Raw genomic sequence first — 17843 nt, 5'->3', positions numbered from 1 at the left:
CAGATGACCGGACGGCATGAAGGTGGTTGCAGATGCAACTGGCTGGGCCGTGTACGCTGCTGCGCTGTTTTGCCTGTCGTGCACGGCGCGATGGGCACCTGTCTTTTGGAGAGTGATCGATATGAAGCGTTTGTCCCTTGTTTTCGCCGTGTTGCTGGCCACCAGCGGTTGCGCCAGCCTGGCTGCCAGCGGGCCGGGAACGCCAGCAACGACGGCCACGATGCAGGGCGATGCGGCGCGGCCGGCGCAGGCCGCAGGCTGGGTGCGCAGCGAGCTGTACTTCGGGGTGGGCGAAGAGCGCGGTGCCGGTGAACGCGAGCAGGCCAACACCATCAGCGATGCGCAGTGGCGCGCCTTCCTGGACAAGGAAGTGACCCCACGCTTCCCGGACGGGCTGACCGTGTTCGACGCCTACGGCCAGTGGCTGTTCCGCGGCGATCCCGAACCCAACCGCCTGCGCACCAAGGTGCTGGTGGTGCTGCACGAAGACAGCCCGCAGCGCCGGGCCGACATCGAGGCCATCCGCCTGGCCTGGAAAACCGCCACCAAGCACCAGTCCGTGCTGTGGTCGCGGCAGCCGGTGGACGTGTCCTTCTGAACCGGATGCGCGCTCGCCTGTTGTTGATGGCGCTGTGCAGTGCCGGCATGGCGATGCCCGCGCAGGCGCAGGATGCCGGGGGCGTGGCGTTCGACGCCGCGCCCGGCGTGCCGGTACGGGCGCGCGTGCGGGACGGCGGCGGCGTGGACGTTCGCATCGGCAAGGACGCCGTGCTGCAGCAGCTGGACGGGGTGGCCGACGAAGAAGGCCGCTCGCGGCTGGACCATGAGGACGTCGATTTCAACGGCTTGCAGGACCTGGTGGTGCGCGCCAGCGTCGGCCAGGTCAACGAAGCCGTGGCGGTGTACCGCTACGATGCCCGGACGGCGCGGCTGCAGCCGTTGGCGGCGCCCAGCGGTACCCCGGCCAACTGCGACGGGCTGTGGTCGCTGCGCGTGGATGCGCCCACCCGCACCCTGGTCAGCACCTGCCGCGGCGGTCCGATGTGGTACACCGATTTCTACCGGTACCAGGGCGAAAAACTCTATCTGTACCGCGCCGAGCAGCTGCTGATGCTCGATACGCAGGCGCTGGCCGCGGTGCTGGCGGTCGACAAGGCCGGCGCCGACGCCGGACCGTTGGCAGTGTGGACGACTTACGACGCAGCCGGCCGCGCGCTGGAGCATGCCATCGGCGATGGCCTCGCCCCGCCTGCCAGCGGGGTGCCGTTGCGCGGCGTGGACGCACGCGTGGTGCCGGCGCGCCTTGCGCTGTACCGCGCCGTTGGCGATGCCGACACTCGCCGTTACCTGATTGCCGGTGACCGCGCGGAGCTGCTGGATGCGCGCGATGGCTGGCTGCAGGTGCGCTACCGCAATCCCACGCGCGGGCCGGTGATCGGCTGGGTACAGGTCGCTTTGCCGGAACAGGGGTGATCCCCACGGCGGTATCACCGGCCCCGGTCCATGCTCAGGCTTCCCCCGTTCCAGGAAGCCCAGGCCATGAGCAAGCGCGTTGCCGATATCGTCGTCGAGACTTTGCAGCAGGCCGGCGTGCGGCGTTGTTACGGCATTGTCGGTGACACCCTCAACCATGTGACCACCGCCATCCACGGCAGTGACATCGACTGGGTGCACGTGCGCCATGAAGAAGTCGCCGCGTTCGCGGCCGGCGCCGATTCGCTGATCAGCGGCCAGCTGACGGCCTGCGCCGGTTCGTGTGGGCCGGGCAGCCTGCACTTCATCAACGGCGTGTTCGAGAACAACCGCAATAAAGCGCCGATGGTGCTGATCGCCAGCCAGGTGGTCACCAGCGAGCTGGGCATGGAGTTCCCGCAGGAAGTGGACTTCAAGGCGGTCTACTCCAGCTGCAGCGTGTTCTGCGAACAGGTGTACAGCGCCGAACAGGCGCGCCGTGTGGTCACGCTGGCCTGCCAGGCAGCGATCAGCCGGCGCGGCGTGGCGGTGGTGATCCTGCCGTCGGACATCAGCGAGCAGGTGGTCAAGCATGATCCGCCGTTCGCGGTGCATTACACCCAGCCGGTGCTGCGGCCGGGCGATGACGAGCTGCTGCGCATCGCCGAACTGCTGGGGCAGGGCAAGCGGATCGGCATCTACGCCGGTGCCGGCTGCCAGGGCGCCCATGCGCCGCTGCTGGAACTGGCACGCAGGCTGCAGGCGCCGATCGCCCATACCTCGCGGGCGAAGGATTTCGTCGAGCCGGACAACCCCTTCAACATGGGCATGACCGGCATCTTCGGCATTGAGTCGGGATTCCATGCGGTGATGGAGTGCGACACCCTGCTGCTGCTCGGGGCCGACTTCGCCTGGGGCCAGTACTACCCGGACAAGGCCACCATCATCCAGGTCGACCACGATGGCAGCCACCTGGGCAGGCGCCACCCGGTGACCCTGGGCGTGGTCGGTGATATCGGCCCGACGCTGGAGGCGCTGCTGCCGATGCTGCCGCCGCGCGAAGACACCGACTTCCTGGACGAGTGCATCGGGCACCGCGAAAAGGCGCTGGCCAAGCGTGCCGAAGAAGAGGCGCCCGGCGAGGGCGAACTGATCCACCCGCAGTACCTCACCGCGCTGCTGGACCAGCACGCCGCAGACGATGCGCTGTTCACCGCCGACTGCGGTTCGCCGATGGTATGGGTGCTGCGGCATATCCGCGTCAACGGCCGCCGGCGCACGTTGACCAGCCTGCTGCACGGCACGATGGCCAATGCGATGCCGCAGGCGCTGGGCCTGCAGAAAGCCTTCCCTGGCCGCCAGGTGGTCGCGCTGTGCGGCGATGGCGGGCTGAGCATGCTGATGGGCGACCTGCTGACCGCCGTGCAGGAAAACCTGCCGATCAAGATCGTGGTGTACAACAACGGCTCGCTGAACTTCGTGGAGCTGGAACAGAAGGTCGAAGGGCTGCTGGACTACTACACCGAACTGAAGAATCCGGACTTCGGCAAGCTGGCCGAAGTGATCGGCTTCCACGGCCGCACGGTGACCCGCAGCCAGGATCTGGCGCTGGCCGTGCAGGACCTGCTGGCCCAGCCGGGGCCGGCGTTGCTGGACGTGCACACCGCCCCGACCGAACTGGTGATGCCGCCGCAGGTGGAGGCGGGGCAGGTGATCGGGACCGCGCGTTACATGGCCAAGGCGGTGCTGGCCGGGCGCATCGGCGAGGTCAAGGAGCTGCTGGCGGACAACTTCCTCAAGCGCTGAGGTCCCCGCAGCGGGGGTCAGAGTCAGGGGTCGGATTCCTTCCGCGCGGAAAAGGAATTCGACCCCTGACTCTGACCCCAACCAATCATCATTGGCATGCGGACCCTGCGGGGCCTACCATCGGCGGTCCCCACACCCCTTCCTGCCCCCTCATGTCCGTTCCTGCTCCTGCCGCTCCGCGGCGCTGGTTCGTCGCCGGCGATCTCAACGGTTTCTTCGGCCTGGTGGTCGACAACCTGTCCATCCTCGGTTTCATCGCCATGGCGCTGGTGGGAATGTTCCAGTTCCCGGCCGAGGTGGTATTCACCCGCATGTTCCCCGGCACCGCCTTCGGCGTGCTGGTCGGCAACCTGCTGTACACGGTGATGGCGCGGCGCCTGGCCGCCCGCACCGGCCGCGACGACGTGACCGCGATGCCGCTGGGCCTGGACGCGCCGACCAGCATCGGCATGGCGCTGCTGGTGCTCGGCCCGGCCTTCGTGGCCTTCAAGGCGCAGGGCCTGGACCCGAATGCGGCGGCCATCGCCACCTGGCAGCTCGGCATGGCCTCGCTCGTGATCATGGGCCTGCTGAAGCTGGTGCTGTCCTTCTTCGGCGAAGCGGTGACCCGCGCGCTGCCGCGGGCGGCGCTGCTGGGGTCCATCGCCGGCATCGCGCTGGTGCTGATGGGCCTGCTGCCCCTGCTGGAAACGCTGCGTTCGCCGCTGGTCGGCTTCGTGACCCTGGGCCTGCTGCTGTACGTGCTGATCGCCAAGGGCAAGCTGCCGGTGCGGGGTCCGGCAGTGCTGCTGGCCTTCGTGTTCGGCACCGTGCTGTATTACGGGCTGGGCCTGGCCGGGCTGGGCGCGCCGGGCTTTGCGGTGCCGGCGTGGAATGCGCCGCAGATCGTGCTGCCGTTGCCTTCGCTGGGCTTCCTGGAGGGCCTGCCGACGGCGATGACCTACCTGCCGCTGCTGCTGCCGTTCGGCCTGCTGATGGTGGTCGGCGGCATCAACGTTTCCGAAAGCGCACGCGCGGCCGGCGATGACTACCGCACCCGCGACATCCTGCTGGTGGAGGCGATCGCCACGCTGGTGGCCGGTGTCTGCGGCGGCGTGGCGCAGACCACGCCGTACATCGGCCAGCCGGCGTACAAGCACATGGGCGCACGCAGCGGTTACACGCTGCTGACGGGTCTGTTCATCGGCATCGGCGGCATGCTCGGCATCGTCTCCGGACTGGTGCAGTGGCTGCCGCTGGCGGTGCTGGCGCCGATCATCGTGTACGTGGGCATCGACATCACCACCCAGGCCTTCCAGGCCACGCCGAAGCAGCACGCCGGCGCGATGGTGCTGGGCTTCCTGCCGTCGGCCGCCTACCTGCTGGCGATCAAGGCGCCGGGCTGGATCGCGCCGGAGCAGATGGTCGCCATGCTGACCAAGGTGGACGGCCATGGGCTGCCGGAGCTGGCGGTGATCTTCGCGCTGGGCAATGGCTTCATCATCACCTCGATGCTGTGGATCGCCACGGTGGCGGCGATGGTGGACGGGCGCCTGCGCCGCGCCTGTGGCTTCCTGCTGGTGGCTGCCGGACTGACGGTGTTCGGGCTGATCCACTCGGTGGACCCGCGCGGTGGCATCTACCTGCCATGGGACCTGCAGGGCCTGGCGCGGATCATCAGCTGGCAGTTCGCAGGTGCGTATGTGGCGCTTGCGGTGCTGCTGGGGCTGTTGTCGTTGCAGAAGCAGCCGGTGCCCCCGCGGGAGGCATGACGGCCAGCGGCCGTCACTACCGGGGTCACCTGGGGCCGTCCAGCTCCGGGTAATGGCGGAAAATGCCGTTGGTGTTGAACGCCAGCCGGCGTTCGGACGCCAGGTAGGCGGCGATGCCGGGGCGTTTTTCCACGCGCTCCTTCAGTGCGGCAAGCAACGGCAGCGACGGCCACAGGGCGCGCATCCGCTGCGGGAACATGTAGTCCAGCCCGGCCAGCAGCTGGAACAGGGAAAGGTCGACGTAGGAGTGCTCGCGCAGCGGGTGGCGCCCGCCATTGTCCTTGACCATGTCCTCGAAGTAGCCGAGGAACTTCGGCATGCGTTCGCTGCGCATCGACGCGGCCCGTGCGATGGCTTCGCGCTTCTGGTCTTCGTAATACTGCGAGGCGGCGATCGGGTGGTGGGTGTCGTGCACTTCGGCCACCAGGTCGGCAATGGTCAGCTGCAGCTGGATCGCCTGCACGCGGCGTGAGGCCGCATGCGGCACCAGGTCCAGGGTCGGGCCGAGGAAGTCCAGGATGGCGGCCACCTGGCCCACGACCTGGCGGCCGGCCTTCAGGAACGGCGGGGCGAACGGCCGGCCGCCCTCGGCCTTGCCGGCCAGGAACGCATCCATCACCGCATCGCCGTGGACCCGTGCCATGTCGGTGTAGTCGGCACCAGCGTCTTCCAGCGCCAGGCGCACGAACTCGCCGCGCCCTTGGATGCCGGTCCAGTAATAGAGCTCGTAATGCATGTCGGTCCCGTGTGGTGAAGGCCACCGCAGTATCGCGTGGCCGATGGCAGGACCCGGTGATCATGGCCTGCACACGGTGTTTCTTTCGCATGAACCATGATCTCAAGCACCCTTGAAACCCGCGGCAGCAGCCGCATCTGATGGGTAGTGCCGGCGTGGCCGGCTTCTCTGATCGAGGATTCGACATGCGGATGGACAAGCTCACCTCGCGTTTCCAGCAGGCGCTGGCCGACGCGCAGTCGCTGGCCGTGGGCCGCGACAATTCCATCGTTGAACCGGTGCACGTGTTCAGTGCGCTGTTCGACCAACCCGGCGGCAGCACGCGGCCGCTGCTTTCGCAGGCCGGGGTGAACGTGACCGTGCTGCGCGAGCGGCTGGACGAGGCGCTTGCCGCGTTGCCGAAGGTGTCCGGCCAGGCCGGCAACCTGTCCATCGGCAATGACCTGAACCGCCTGCTCAACCATACCGACAAGCTGGCCCAGCAGCAGGGCGATGCCTTCATCGCCAGCGAGTGGTTCGTGCTGGCGGCGCTGGAAGACGGCGGCAGCCTGGGCATGGCGCTGCGCGCGGCCGGTGCCGACAAGGCACGCCTGCAGGTGGCCATCGACAAGCTGCGCGGGGGCGAGAAAGTGCAGTCCGAAAGCGCCGAAGAACAGCGCCAGGCGCTGGAGAAGTACACCATCGACCTGACCGCGCGCGCCGAGAGCGGCAAGCTGGATCCGGTGATCGGGCGCGACGAAGAGATCCGCCGCACCATCCAGGTGCTGCAGCGGCGCACCAAGAACAACCCGGTGCTGATCGGCGAACCGGGCGTGGGCAAGACGGCGATCGTCGAAGGCCTGGCCCAGCGCATCATCAACGACGAAGTGCCCGAAGGCCTGCGTGGCAAACGCGTGCTGTCACTGGACATGGGCGCGCTGATCGCCGGTGCGAAGTTCCGCGGCGAGTTCGAAGAGCGCCTGAAGGGCGTGCTCAACGACCTGGCCAAGAGCGAGGGGCAGGTGATCCTGTTCATCGACGAACTGCACACCATGGTCGGCGCGGGCAAGGCAGACGGTGCGATGGATGCCGGCAACATGCTCAAGCCGGCCCTGGCGCGCGGTGAACTGCATTGCGTCGGTGCTACCACGCTGGACGAATACCGCAAATACATTGAAAAAGATGCCGCGCTGGAGCGGCGCTTCCAGAAGGTGCTGGTCGGCGAGCCGACGGTGGAAGACACCATCGCGATCCTGCGCGGGTTGAAGGAAAAGTACGCCGTGCACCACGGGGTGGAGATCACCGATCCGGCGATCGTGGCGGCGGCGACGCTGTCGCATCGTTACATCAGCGACCGCCAGCTGCCGGACAAGGCCATCGACCTGATGGACGAGGCGGCCTCGCGCATCCGCATGGAGATCGATTCCAAGCCGGAGGAACTGGACCGCCTGGAGCGACGGCTGATCCAGTTGAAGATCCAGCGCGAGATGCTGAAGAAGGAGAAGGACGAGGCGTCTCGCCAGCGCCTGGCCGACCTGGAAAACGACATTGATGCGCTGGAGCGCGACTTCTCCGACCTCAACGAGATCTGGAAATCGGAGAAGGCGGCGCTGCAGGGCGCAACGAAGATCAAGGAGCAGATCGAGCAGGTGAAGCTGGAGCTGGAATCGGCCCAGCGCCGGCAGGATTTCGGCCGCATGAGCGAAATCCAGTACGGCCAGCTGCCGCAGCTGGAAAAGCAGCTGGCCGCCGCGCAGGAGGCGGAGAACACCGAGTTCAAGCTGGTGCAGGACCGGGTGACCGCCGAAGAGATCGCCGAGGTGGTCTCGCGCTGGACCGGTATCCCGGTCAACCGCATGCTGGAAGGCGAGCGCGAAAAACTGCTGCGCATGGAAGACGAACTGCACCGCCGCGTGGTGGGCCAGGAAGAGGCCATCAAGGTGGTGTCCGATGCGGTGCGCCGCTCGCGCGCGGGTCTGTCCGATCCGGATCGTCCCAGTGGCTCGTTCCTGTTCCTTGGGCCGACCGGCGTCGGCAAGACCGAACTGTGCAAGGCGCTGGCCGAGTTCCTGTTCGACAGCACCGACGCGATGATCCGCATCGACATGAGCGAGTTCATGGAGAAGCACAGCGTGGCCCGGCTGGTCGGTGCGCCCCCGGGTTACGTCGGCTACGAAGAAGGCGGTTACCTGACCGAAGCGGTACGTCGTCGCCCGTATTCGATCATCCTGCTGGACGAGGTCGAAAAAGCCCACCCGGACGTGTTCAACATCCTGCTGCAGGTGCTGGATGATGGGCGCCTGACCGATGGCCAGGGACGCACCGTGGACTTCCGCAACACGGTGATCGTGATGACCTCCAACCTGGGCTCGCACCAGATCCAGGACATGAGCGGTGACGATTCCCCGGAGGCCTACACCCAGATGAAGGCCGCGGTGATGGGCGTGGTCCAGGCCCACTTCCGTCCGGAGTTCATCAACCGCCTCGACGACATCGTGGTGTTCCACCCGCTGGACAAGCCGCAGATCAAGCAGATCGCGCGGATCCAGATGCGCGGGCTGGAATCGCGGCTGGCCGAACGCGGCCTGCGGCTGCAGGTCAGCGATGGCGCGTTCGAGATGCTGGGCAACGTGGGCTTCGATCCGATCTACGGCGCGCGGCCGCTCAAGCGGGCCATCCAGGCGCAGCTGGAAAACCCGCTGGCACAGAAGATCCTGGCCGGCCAATTTGCCAGTGGCGATACCATCGCCGTGGACGCAGCAGGCGGGCAGCTGCAGTTCCACAAGGGCTGAGTGACCGCCTGACGCCGCCGGGCCGCCCCGGCGGCGGCGATCAGAGGAAGCGCACCTGGTCGGCGGGCAGCCGTGCCATCGGCGTCCCCGGCGTGCAGTTGAAGGCGCGGGCGAACGCGGGCAGGTTCGACGCGGCCACGTCGGCGCGCACGCTGCCCGGGGCATGGTTGTTGGTCGCCCGCTCCAGCTCTGCGCGTTCCGGCGTGCTGATCATGCGCCAGATCAGCGCATTGTTGGCGAAGAAGCGCTGTTCGCGCGTCATTCCGTCGATCATCGGATCCGGCGTACCTGCAGTTGCCTGGCGCATGGCCTGCAGCGCGATGGCGAGCCCGCCCAGGTCGGACAGGTTTTCGTCCAGTGTCAGGTCGCTGTCGACCGCGCCGCCCGCATCCCCATACTGTGTGATCTGGTCCCGCAACTGCGCTGCGCGTGCTTCAAACTGCTGGCGGCTGTACGGTGACAACCAGTCCATTTCGTTGCCGTGCGCATCGGCGAAGGTGCCGATTCTGTCGAAACCATGGGCCATCTCGTGGCCGATGATCGCACCGATGCCACCGTAGTTCAGTGCCTCGTCTGCGCTGGGATCGAACAGCGGAGGCTGCAACAGCGCCGCTGGAATCACGATCCGGTTCAGTGCGGAATCCTGGTAGGCATCCACGGTCTGCGGGGTCAGCTTCCAGTGCCCGGTCTCCACCGGCGTGCCCAGCAGGGCGGTGTTGCGCCGTTGGGCATGGGCGCGCACAGCTTGCACGTTGCCCAGGAAGCTGTCGCGGCTGGTGCCTACGTACCCCCAGCGTGGCCATGTCGGAGGCCGCCCGATGTCGATCCGCATCGCGTCCATCTTCTGCAGCGCCTGGCTGCGGCTGGGGTCGTCCATCCAGTCACATTGCTGCAGCCGGTTGCCGAGCGCAGCGGTGAGCTGGCGCGTTATCGCCTTCACGTGGCGCTCGTTCTGCGGTGAGAAGGCGACCTGCGCGTAGGCCGGCCCCAGGGCATCCCCGGCTTCCTGCTGGATGATGCCCATGACGCGAGCGAAGCGCGGCACCGCTGCCTGCCGCCCCTTGAGCAGGCCACCATGGAAGGCATCGTGGGTATCGACGAAGGTACTGGAAAGGCAGGGCGCCGCCGAGTCAGTGGCATGGAACTGCAGGTAGGCCTTCCAGGTGTCCAGCGGTGTGCTGGCCAGCAATGCATCGAGGCGTTCGAAGAACCCGGGCATGCCGAGCGAGAAGCGCTCCGGCGTGGCAAGTCCCTGGGCCTTGAAGAACGCGTCCCACGACAGGTGCGGGGTGTGGTGCTGCGCCTGTGCGGGCGAAACCGGGTTGTAAAAGCGGGAGTCGTCGATGGCCAGCACCGCGAACGGCTCGGACGCAGCGGCCAGTGCGCGCTCAAGCGTCACGATGTCCGCGGCCAGACGCGTAGCCGCATCGGCGTCGGCACCGGACAGCACCAGGGTGCGCGCGACATGCTGCTCGTACCCCGCCAGCAGTTCCTGTTTGTCCTGGGCGCCGTACCACGCGCTGTCAGGCAGTCCGAGCCCGGATTGCGCCAGGTAGGCAATGTTGGTGTCCGGGTGCAGCTGGTCAGGCAGCACGCTGAAGTCGAACAACGGGTTCGCGCCGCGCGCCGATGCATCGAACAGCCAGGCGGTCAGCGCCGGCCGGTCGGTGAGCGCGGCGATGGCGTCGAGGGTCGGCTGCAGCGGCGCGCGTCCGGCGACTTCAATGCCGGCTTCATCCATGCCGGTACTCCAGAGGTCACCGATCACCCGCGCGGGCGTATCCGGATCCGTTTCGCTGGCCATCTGCTCGGCCAGTTGCTGGCAGACCAGCAGCGCGTTACTGCGCAGGTGGTCCAGGGTACCCAGCTGCGTGCGACTGCGCTGCAATGCACTGTCCTTCTCCCAGAGGCGGTTGACGTGCGCGCCCAGCGACGTGCAGGCAGGCTGGGTGGGGTCCAGTTCGCTGGCGTTGAAATGCAGCGGCGGCAGCAGCCGGGCGGTATCAAGTGTGTATTGGCGTGCCGTGTCACGGCTCAGCAGGTATCCGGCAGTGGCGGCCGCTGCCCAGAACGCCGTGACGCCGGCACCGGTCCACAACGCGGTCCCACACCATCGCGGACTGTGCAGGCAGGTGGCCAGCGCCGCATCCGATGCGGCGTGGACGACGGCCGGCACGTCCCCCAGCAGCGGATCGTCCGTGCGCACGGCCATTTCCATATCGGGCTGCATGGCACGAGCCCCCGGAGGCCAGGCGGGGACGATCGCATCTGGCGGCGGGAAGGTGTGATCGGTGGCGCGCATCGCAGGAAACGGGTTGCTTGCCGGTCGCACCGTGTTCGGCGGCAGCACTGTGGTCAGCATCAGCGCGAAGGTGATCTGGTTGCAGACGCCGTGGACGTTCATCGCCATGGACGGCGCGCCGGTGGGTTGCCGGTTGCGTGCCTGAAGCGCGACAGCAAGCTCATCGGTGAGCTCGCCAATGTCCCGCGCCACGCGCTGCGCATCCAATCGCTGCCGGATGGCCGCCCCAAGCTCGACGGCACGCTGGTTGCTGACCTCGCGCAGGTGCAGCGGCGTGGTCGGCACGCCGGATCGCTGCCGCCGGGTGGTCCGGAGCGAGGTTGCGTTGGCACGCTGGAGGCGGTGCTGGTGCTGGCCCGCCTGGGTACGGGCCTGGGTTGCGGAGATGGGCATCGGATGATCTCAGTGGTGCAGGGATGCAGAATCAGCGGCTGGCGACTCGGCGTCCCACTGCAGGTGGCGCAGGCCATCCAGCAGCGCATCGGCGAAGTCCACACCCATTGCGGGATTGACGCGATGCAGGCGGTCACGCGGTCCATGGATCAGATTCGGCGGCGCGTTCGCATGCTGTTCGCGCAGGCGCCGGTAAACGGCGTATGCCGCGGCCGCGGCCTGGTAACGCTCGTCCAGCACCCGCGCCTCTTCTGGCGGCAGCTGCGCGCCCTTCTGCCGAGCCTCCCAGCGCTCCCAGTCCACTGCGGCGTCCAGCCGTTGCCACGTCTTGCGGGCGTCTTCCCACTGTTTCCACTGCCGCGCGTCGGCGCCACTGACCTGACTGAGGCCTACGCAGGGGATGGAGGCATTCTGGAACGCGATGTTGTCCGAGGTCATCCACGGTGCGTCCTCCGCCGGTGGATGGGTGAAGCCCCGTGCGGCAAGGCGCTGTTCCAGTTGCACGCGCGCGCGCTGTTCGATGGGGCTGACCGGCGGTGCCTGCAGGTACATCGATGGCTGGCCCAGGTGCGGCGATCCAGCCAGCTGTTCGGTGCCGGATATCGCATAGGCATGGCCACCCCGGCCGACCATGTCCACGTTGACCACGAAGTCGGGGCAGTTGCCCTGCTGCAGGCAGTCGGCCACGTAAGCGCGTGCCCCAAGGAAGCCGAGTTCCTCATGCGAGGTGACCAGCAGCTCCAGCTGGGTGCCGTTGTTGGACGGAGCACGCTGCCATTGGCGGGCGATATGCAGCAGCGTGGCTACGCCGGACGCATTGTCATATGCGCCCTCCGAGCCCAACGCGCGGCCGATCATGTCGCTGTGGGCGACCAGCAGCACGCGCCGCGTGGGCGGTGTGGTGCCGGCTGCGGGCACGGTGACGTGCAGGTTGAACGCTTCGGTGCCGTCTGCGATGAACAGGTGCGCAAGCCCATGGAGCGTGTACGGCAGGTGCGCGACCTGGCCGACATCACGCGCCAGCAATCCGGCAATGGCCTGCTGTCGGTAGGCATTGGCAGCGATCCAGCGCTGCTGGATCTGGTCGGGGCTTCCATCGCGGCCAGCGCGTGCGCGCCGCGTGCCGCCGACAATCGTCTCCATGTCGTCCTGGAACGCGGCCACCGCCGGTGTGTACAGGTCCGCCAGGGTGCTGGCCAGTTCGTGCAGTTGGGACACGGCGCTGAACGGCACCGCAGCCGTGCCGGGCAACGGCCAGGCGTTCTGCAGGCCTTCCTGCGCCGGCACTGCGGTGCGCGCGACGATCTGCTGCAACTGCGCCAGCGTGGACGAAGGCACGTGCTGCAGCAGCTCGTTGATGGCACGGGCGCGGCAGCTGCGGTCATCCCGGCACTCGCGCGCGATCTGCAGCAACGCATCTTCCAGCGAGGCCACGGCGCCATCGCCTTCCAGCACGCTGGCCTGGTGGACGGCAGCCTGCACCTCATCGTGCGGCGCAGGCGCATCGCCGGCCAGATAGGGCGGCGGCACCGGGGCATGGGCCAGGGCGGTTGTCGCCGCGACCATGCCGGCATACGCCGCACCCCCGACGGCTGCCAGGGTACCGGCGGTAAGCGCGGCCGCGCAGCGGCGCGGGTGGGTGATGCAGGCGGTAATGACGCCATTGCTGACCGCGCTGGGGCTGCATGCGCCGGTAAGAGGGAGGTCGACAGGCAGCGCCCTGTAAGGCGCGTTGGCCTGCGCGGAGGGCAACAAGGCCACCACGGGAGAGGATGGGTCCTGCATCCGCTGGGGCGCGCGGCCGCCCGCGGCCACCGGTCCTGGCAGCGAGGGGCCGGGCGCGAGGCTGGTAAGCAACAGCACGCCGGTGACCAGGTTGGCCGGGCTGTTGTGCAGCCGCAACGGGATCGTTCCGCTGCCCCATCGTGCATGCTGGCGGGCGGCTCGCGACGGCGGCGCAGCGCCCCGCAGCGTGTTGAGGAACGTTCCGTTACGCTGCCTTGCGGTAGTTGCCGGGTCCATCTGCATGAGGCCTTCTCCGGTCTGCGGTAGGCCTACAGCGTGGCCTCGCGCGTGCCGTCGCGGAAAGGGCCAGATGCGTCCCCTGCAGGCAGATGCCCGTTATCTGCCAAGCGCTTCGCTGTCGCCGGGTGCACTGCTCCGCGTGCGCCTGATGGCGTCCGGCTTGGTCGTCATGGCGCAGCATCATCACCACGGCGCATTGTCTGGGTTACGGTGGGCCTGCCTCTCCAAGGGCGTGGCAAGGCAGTCCCCGGCCGATGCGGGTCGGCCGGGGACATTCTCCGAATCGGCGGCCGCCAGTGGCGGCCAGGGCTCACACCACCGGAATGCTGTGCTGCTGGCCCATCGTGCGATAGGGCGGGGTGGACATGATCATCTCTGCCAGCGAATACGCCAGTTCGCGTTCGGCCATCACCGTGCCGTCGGCACCATGTTCCAGCAGGTGGCGCACCTCGGCATCGCTGTGTGCCCGGGCCAGCAGGGTCAGGCCGGGATTGATCGCGCGCAGCTTGGCCAGCGCCTCGCCGGCTTCCAGCGGCTGCGGGATGGCCAGCACCGCGATCTTGGCGCGCTCCGGATGCGCTTCGGCCAGTACCCGGTCGGCCGCGGCACTGCCGCGGATCGCCGCGATGCCTGCTGCGTGCGCGCTTTCCACGTGTTCCTTGTTGTCGTCGATGACCAGCACCGGCACGCCTTTGTCGCGCAGTACCTGGGCAAGTTCGCTGCCGACCCGGCCATAACCGATGACGATGGCATGGTCATGCAGGTCACGCGAGGGACCGTCGGCTTCTTCCGGCTCCGGTTCGGCCGGCTGCAGCGCAAGCTGGCGGGCCTGCCAGCGATCCAGCAGGCCGAACACCAGCGGGTTGAGCATGATCGACACCAGCGCACCGGCCAGCACCAGTGACTGCCCGGTAGGCGGCAGGATCTGCAGGGCCACGCCGAGCCCGGCGATGATGAAGGCGAACTCGCCGATCTGCGCCAGGCTGGCCGAGATGGTCAGCGCGGTGCTGGTCGGGTGGCCGAACGCCCGCACGATGAAGAACGCAGCGGCCGATTTGCCGAACATGATGATCAGCACCGTGGCGAGCACCTGCCACGGGTGTTCGACGATGATCATCGGGTTGAACAGCATGCCGACCGAGACGAAGAACAGCACGGCGAACGCATCGCGCAGCGGCAGCGAATCGGTGGCCGCCTTGTGGCTGAGTTCGGATTCGTTGAGCAGCATGCCGGCGAAGAAGGCGCCCAGCGCGAAGGACACGCCGAACAGCATCGCCGAGCCGAAGGCCACGCCGAGGGCGATCGCCAGCACGGCGAGGGTGAACAGTTCGCGCGATCCGGTGCCGGCGATGCGTTCCAGGATCCAGGGAATGACCCGGCGGCCGACCACCAGCATCACCGCCACGAACAGGCCGAGCTGCACGAAGGTCCAGCCGATGTCGGCCAATACGCTGCCGATGCTGTGGTTTTCCTTGGCGGCATCGGGACCGAACACGCCGGCCAGCACCGGCATCATCACCAGGGCGAGCACGCAGGCCAGGTCTTCGACGATCAGCCAGCCGACGGCGATCTTGCCGCGCAGGGTTTCCAGCAGGCGGCGTTCTTCCATCGCGCGCAGCAGCACCACGGTACTGGCGGTGGCCAGCGAGAAACCGAACACGATGCCGTGGATGACCGGCCAGCCCATCAGGCTGGCCACGCCCCAGCCGAGCAGGGTGGCCACCAGGATCTGGCCGATGGCCCCGGGGATGGCGATGGCCTTCACCGCCATCAGGTCCTTCAGCGAGAAGTGCAGGCCGACACCGAACATCAGCAGCATCACGCCCAGTTCGGCCAGCTGGTTGGCCAGGGCCTGGTCGGCGACGAAGCCGGGAGTGAACGGACCTACGCAGATGCCAGCGACCAGATACCCGACCAACGGAGACAAACGCAGCTTGTTGGCCAGCGCGCCGAAGATGAAGGCGAGCCCGAGGCCAACGGCGACGATGTTGATCAGGTCGGTGTCATGGTGCATCAGGTCTCGCAGTAAATCGGGGGATGTCCCGATTTTCACCGATGGGCCCGGATACAGCAAACGCCGGGCAGTGCCCGGCGTCTGTTGTCGTTGCTTGCGAGGGTGCCGAGCCAGGCCCGGCCGCCGTTACCAGGTGTAGCGGATGCGGCCGTAGACGTAGGCGCCGTTGAAGCCGAACGGCGAGTAGTTGCTGTACGGCAGCATGCCCCAGGTGGAGTTCTGCAGGTCCACCGTGCGGTCCGGGTACTCGTCCAGCAGGTTGTCCGCACCCAGGGTGAGGGTCCAGTTCTCGCTGGGCTTGTAGCTGGCCGATGCATCCAGCACCCATTTCGCATCGTAGGTCTGGTCGCGGGTGGCGGTGGCCGAGTTGCGCACGGTGAAGCTGCCGTAGCGGGTGGCGGCCAAGCCCAGTTCCCAGTGATCCGAACGCCACGTGCCGCTGACGATGGCCTTGTCGCGCGGGAAGCTGTCTTCGATGCGGCCGATCTCATCACGACCGATCAGCGCCTGGGTGATGCCGAGGGCCTGGAAGGCAGCCGGCGAGGCGTCGAACTTCTTCACTTCGGTGTCGTTGTAGCTGTAGGCGGCGGTCAGTTCCAGGCTGCTGGCACTGAACGGCACGGTATAGCTGGCCACGGCATCGACGCCGCGGGTGCGGGTATCCAGGCCGTTGGTGAAGTACGAGAACGCGGTGACCTGCGGCAGGCCCAGGCCGGTCAGCAGGTCGGCCACGGCGGTGTTGCCGGTGGTGGTGATGTTGGACGACAGCGCGATGCGGTCGTCGATCTCGATCTGGTACGCATCCACGGTCAGGTACAGGCGGTCGACCGGCTGCAGCACCAGCCCGACGCTGTAGGAGGTGGAGGTTTCCGCCTTCAGCGGTGCCGAACCCAGGGCCTGCGCGGCCGCGCTGGCGGCCGGGAAGGTGCCGCGCTCGACGAAGCTGCCGTTGACGATGGTGCTGGTGACGGCCTGGTAGCTCTGCTGGGCCAGCGACGGGGCGCGGAAGCCGCTGGAGGCGGTGGCGCGCAGGGCAACTTTGTCGGTGAACGCATAGCGCGCCGAGAGCTTGCCGGAGAACTTGTCGCCGAAGTCCGAGTAATCTTCGTAGCGACCGGTCACGCCGGCGGAGAACTTGTCGGTCAGGTCGGCTTCCAGCCCCGCATAGACGGCGTAGTTGTCGCGGTCTTCGTCGACGGCATTGATCGGGGTGAAGCCGCCGAAGCCCTGCGCACCGCTGCCGGTGTAGGAGTTCAGTTCGCCCGGACGCTGTTCCCAGGTCTCACGACGGTACTCGCCACCGAAGGACAGGGTGACCGGATAGGCCAGGCCCCAGTCCAGCGACTTGGTGACGTCGGCGTTGAAGATGTCCTGGGTGTACTTGAGCGTGCCGTCGTAGAAGGAACTCGGGCTGGTCGCACCGAGGCTGTAGTTGATGCTGTTGCGGGTGTGGAAATCGAGCGTGTTCTCGCCGTGGTTGGCGCTCAGGTCCCAGGTCCAGCCACTTTCCGTGCTGCCCTTGACGCCGGCCACCACCGAACGGTCCTTGGAGTACTGGTTGATCTGCGGCACGTAGCCGTCCGGATACACCTGGGCCAGCAGGGCGGTCTGTGACAGGTGGTTGGGCGAACGGTAGAACGCGAACGAGGTGATGTCGCGGTTGCTGAGCATCGCGTTGGCATAGCCGGTGACGTTGTCGCTGAAGGCGAAGCTGGCGTTGGCAGAGACTGCCGAGGCATCGACCTGCGGATCGCCGACCACGAAGGTCTTCTCGCCGATGTCGGGGAAGTTGCTGGTGTTCGGGGTGGTGCCCTGGTACGGCCCGGCGCGGTTGCTTTCGTCCTGCTGGCTGTACTGACCCGCCAGGTGGACCTGGCCGCGGCCATCGCCGAAGGTGAAGCCGGCATCGCCGGAAAGCTGGTTCTTGTTGCCGTCGCCGGCGGCGTACTGGCCATGGTCGATGGCCAGGCTGCCGCCGCTGCCACTGCCCTTCAGCACGATGTTGATGACACCGGCGATGGCGTCCGAACCGTACTGGGCCGAGGCACCGTCACGCAGCACTTCCACGCGTTCGATGGCGCCGATCGGGATGGCATTGATGTCCACCGCCGAGGAGCCACGGCCGATGCTGCCGTTGACGTTGATCATCGCCGAGGTGTGGCGGCGCTTGCCGTCCACCAGCACCAGCACCTGGTCCGGGGACAGGCCGCGCAGCTGCGCCGGGCGGATGCCGCTGGTGCCGTCGGTCAGCGCCGGGCGCGGGAAGTTCAGCGAGGGCAGGGCGCGCGACAGCGCGGTGGCCAGTTCGGACGTGCCGGTGGACTGCAGCGCCTCGGGGGTGATGATGTCGATGGGCGACTGCGATTCGGCGACCGTACGGTCGGCCACGCGGGTGCCGGTGACGATCACCGTGTCGAGCGTGTTGGCGGTCTGCGCGGCGGCGGAGAAGGCGGACGCGCCGAGCACCAGGGCGACGGCGGCGGCGAGTTGGCTGGTCTTGCGGGTCATCAGGACGTGGCTCCGGTTGGGGGAGGCACCGGGGCGACATCTCGGGGAGCGGGACGGCGTTGTTGCGGTGCGCAATACGGCAATT

10 protein-coding genes are annotated in these 17843 nt (G+C 67.6%); 5 read left to right on the top strand and 5 right to left on the bottom strand.

Annotated elements, in window-relative coordinates; translation table 11 throughout:
- Nucleotides 1-121: 121 nt before the first annotated feature.
- From ABB28_RS01275 to ABB28_RS01260, 4 genes are all read left to right on the top strand, one after another.
- A complete protein-coding gene (locus ABB28_RS01275; protein ID WP_057506891.1) occupies nucleotides 122-598 on the top strand; it encodes a DUF3574 domain-containing protein in 477 nt (158 codons plus the stop codon).
- Nucleotides 599-603: 5 nt separating this feature from the next.
- On the top strand, nucleotides 604-1473 hold the full coding sequence (locus ABB28_RS01270) for an XAC2610-related protein (protein ID WP_057506890.1): 870 nt from the start codon (nucleotides 604-606) through the stop codon (nucleotides 1471-1473).
- A gap of 66 nt (nucleotides 1474-1539) precedes the next feature.
- Nucleotides 1540-3258: a thiamine pyrophosphate-dependent enzyme gene (locus tag ABB28_RS01265; RefSeq protein WP_057506889.1), complete on the top strand. Its 1719-nt coding sequence runs from the start codon at nucleotides 1540-1542 to the stop codon at nucleotides 3256-3258.
- A gap of 152 nt (nucleotides 3259-3410) precedes the next feature.
- Nucleotides 3411-5009, top strand: a complete 1599-nt coding sequence (locus ABB28_RS01260) for a SulP family inorganic anion transporter (protein ID WP_057506888.1) — start codon at nucleotides 3411-3413, stop codon at nucleotides 5007-5009.
- A gap of 25 nt (nucleotides 5010-5034) precedes the next feature.
- Here the strand turns inward: ABB28_RS01260 and ABB28_RS01255 are convergent, their stop codons facing one another.
- Nucleotides 5035-5745: a glutathione S-transferase gene (locus ABB28_RS01255; protein ID WP_057506887.1), complete on the bottom strand. Its 711-nt coding sequence runs from the start codon at nucleotides 5743-5745 to the stop codon at nucleotides 5035-5037.
- 185 nt (nucleotides 5746-5930) lie between these two features.
- Between ABB28_RS01255 and clpB the strand changes: the two genes are divergently transcribed.
- Nucleotides 5931-8516, top strand: coding sequence for an ATP-dependent chaperone ClpB (gene clpB, locus ABB28_RS01250; protein ID WP_057506886.1), 2586 nt, complete (start codon nucleotides 5931-5933; stop codon nucleotides 8514-8516).
- Between the two features lie 40 nt (nucleotides 8517-8556).
- Here the strand turns inward: clpB and ABB28_RS01245 are convergent, their stop codons facing one another.
- From ABB28_RS01245 to ABB28_RS01230, 4 genes are all read right to left on the bottom strand, one after another.
- A complete protein-coding gene (locus ABB28_RS01245; protein ID WP_057506885.1) occupies nucleotides 8557-11211 on the bottom strand; it encodes a M13 family metallopeptidase in 2655 nt (884 codons plus the stop codon).
- A gap of 9 nt (nucleotides 11212-11220) precedes the next feature.
- Entirely contained in the window at nucleotides 11221-13113 is a 1893-nt protein-coding gene (locus tag ABB28_RS01240) for a M28 family metallopeptidase (RefSeq protein WP_057506884.1), read from the bottom strand.
- 433 nt (nucleotides 13114-13546) lie between these two features.
- Entirely contained in the window at nucleotides 13547-15250 is a 1704-nt protein-coding gene (gene ybaL, locus ABB28_RS01235; RefSeq protein WP_057506883.1) for a YbaL family putative K(+) efflux transporter, read from the bottom strand.
- A gap of 126 nt (nucleotides 15251-15376) precedes the next feature.
- Nucleotides 15377-17758, bottom strand: a complete 2382-nt coding sequence (locus ABB28_RS01230) for a TonB-dependent receptor plug domain-containing protein (protein ID WP_057506882.1) — start codon at nucleotides 17756-17758, stop codon at nucleotides 15377-15379.
- Between the last annotated feature and the right edge of the window lie 85 nt (nucleotides 17759-17843).

The organism is Stenotrophomonas chelatiphaga (assembly GCF_001431535.1).
In the GTDB taxonomy this organism is placed as follows: Bacteria; Pseudomonadota; Gammaproteobacteria; order Xanthomonadales; family Xanthomonadaceae; genus Stenotrophomonas; species Stenotrophomonas chelatiphaga.
The sequence above is the reverse complement of the archived record's forward strand: the minus strand, read 5'-3'. Positions and strand labels throughout refer to the sequence as shown.

Excerpts from the sequence above, each read along its gene's own strand:
- ABB28_RS01275 (WP_057506891.1), top strand. The coding sequence starts at position 122 with ATGAAGCGTTTGTCCCTTGTTTTCGCCGTGTTGCTGGCCACCAGCGGT.
- ABB28_RS01270 (WP_057506890.1), top strand. The coding sequence starts at position 604 with ATGCGCGCTCGCCTGTTGTTGATGGCGCTGTGCAGTGCCGGCATGGCG.
- ABB28_RS01265 (WP_057506889.1), top strand. The coding sequence starts at position 1,540 with ATGAGCAAGCGCGTTGCCGATATCGTCGTCGAGACTTTGCAGCAGGCC.
- ABB28_RS01260 (WP_057506888.1), top strand. The coding sequence starts at position 3,411 with ATGTCCGTTCCTGCTCCTGCCGCTCCGCGGCGCTGGTTCGTCGCCGGC.
- ABB28_RS01255 (WP_057506887.1), bottom strand. The coding sequence starts at position 5,745 with ATGCATTACGAGCTCTATTACTGGACCGGCATCCAAGGGCGCGGCGAG.
- clpB (WP_057506886.1), top strand. The coding sequence starts at position 5,931 with ATGCGGATGGACAAGCTCACCTCGCGTTTCCAGCAGGCGCTGGCCGAC.
- ABB28_RS01245 (WP_057506885.1), bottom strand. The coding sequence starts at position 11,211 with ATGCCCATCTCCGCAACCCAGGCCCGTACCCAGGCGGGCCAGCACCAG.
- ybaL (WP_057506883.1), bottom strand. The coding sequence starts at position 15,250 with ATGCACCATGACACCGACCTGATCAACATCGTCGCCGTTGGCCTCGGG.
- ABB28_RS01230 (WP_057506882.1), bottom strand. The coding sequence starts at position 17,758 with ATGACCCGCAAGACCAGCCAACTCGCCGCCGCCGTCGCCCTGGTGCTC.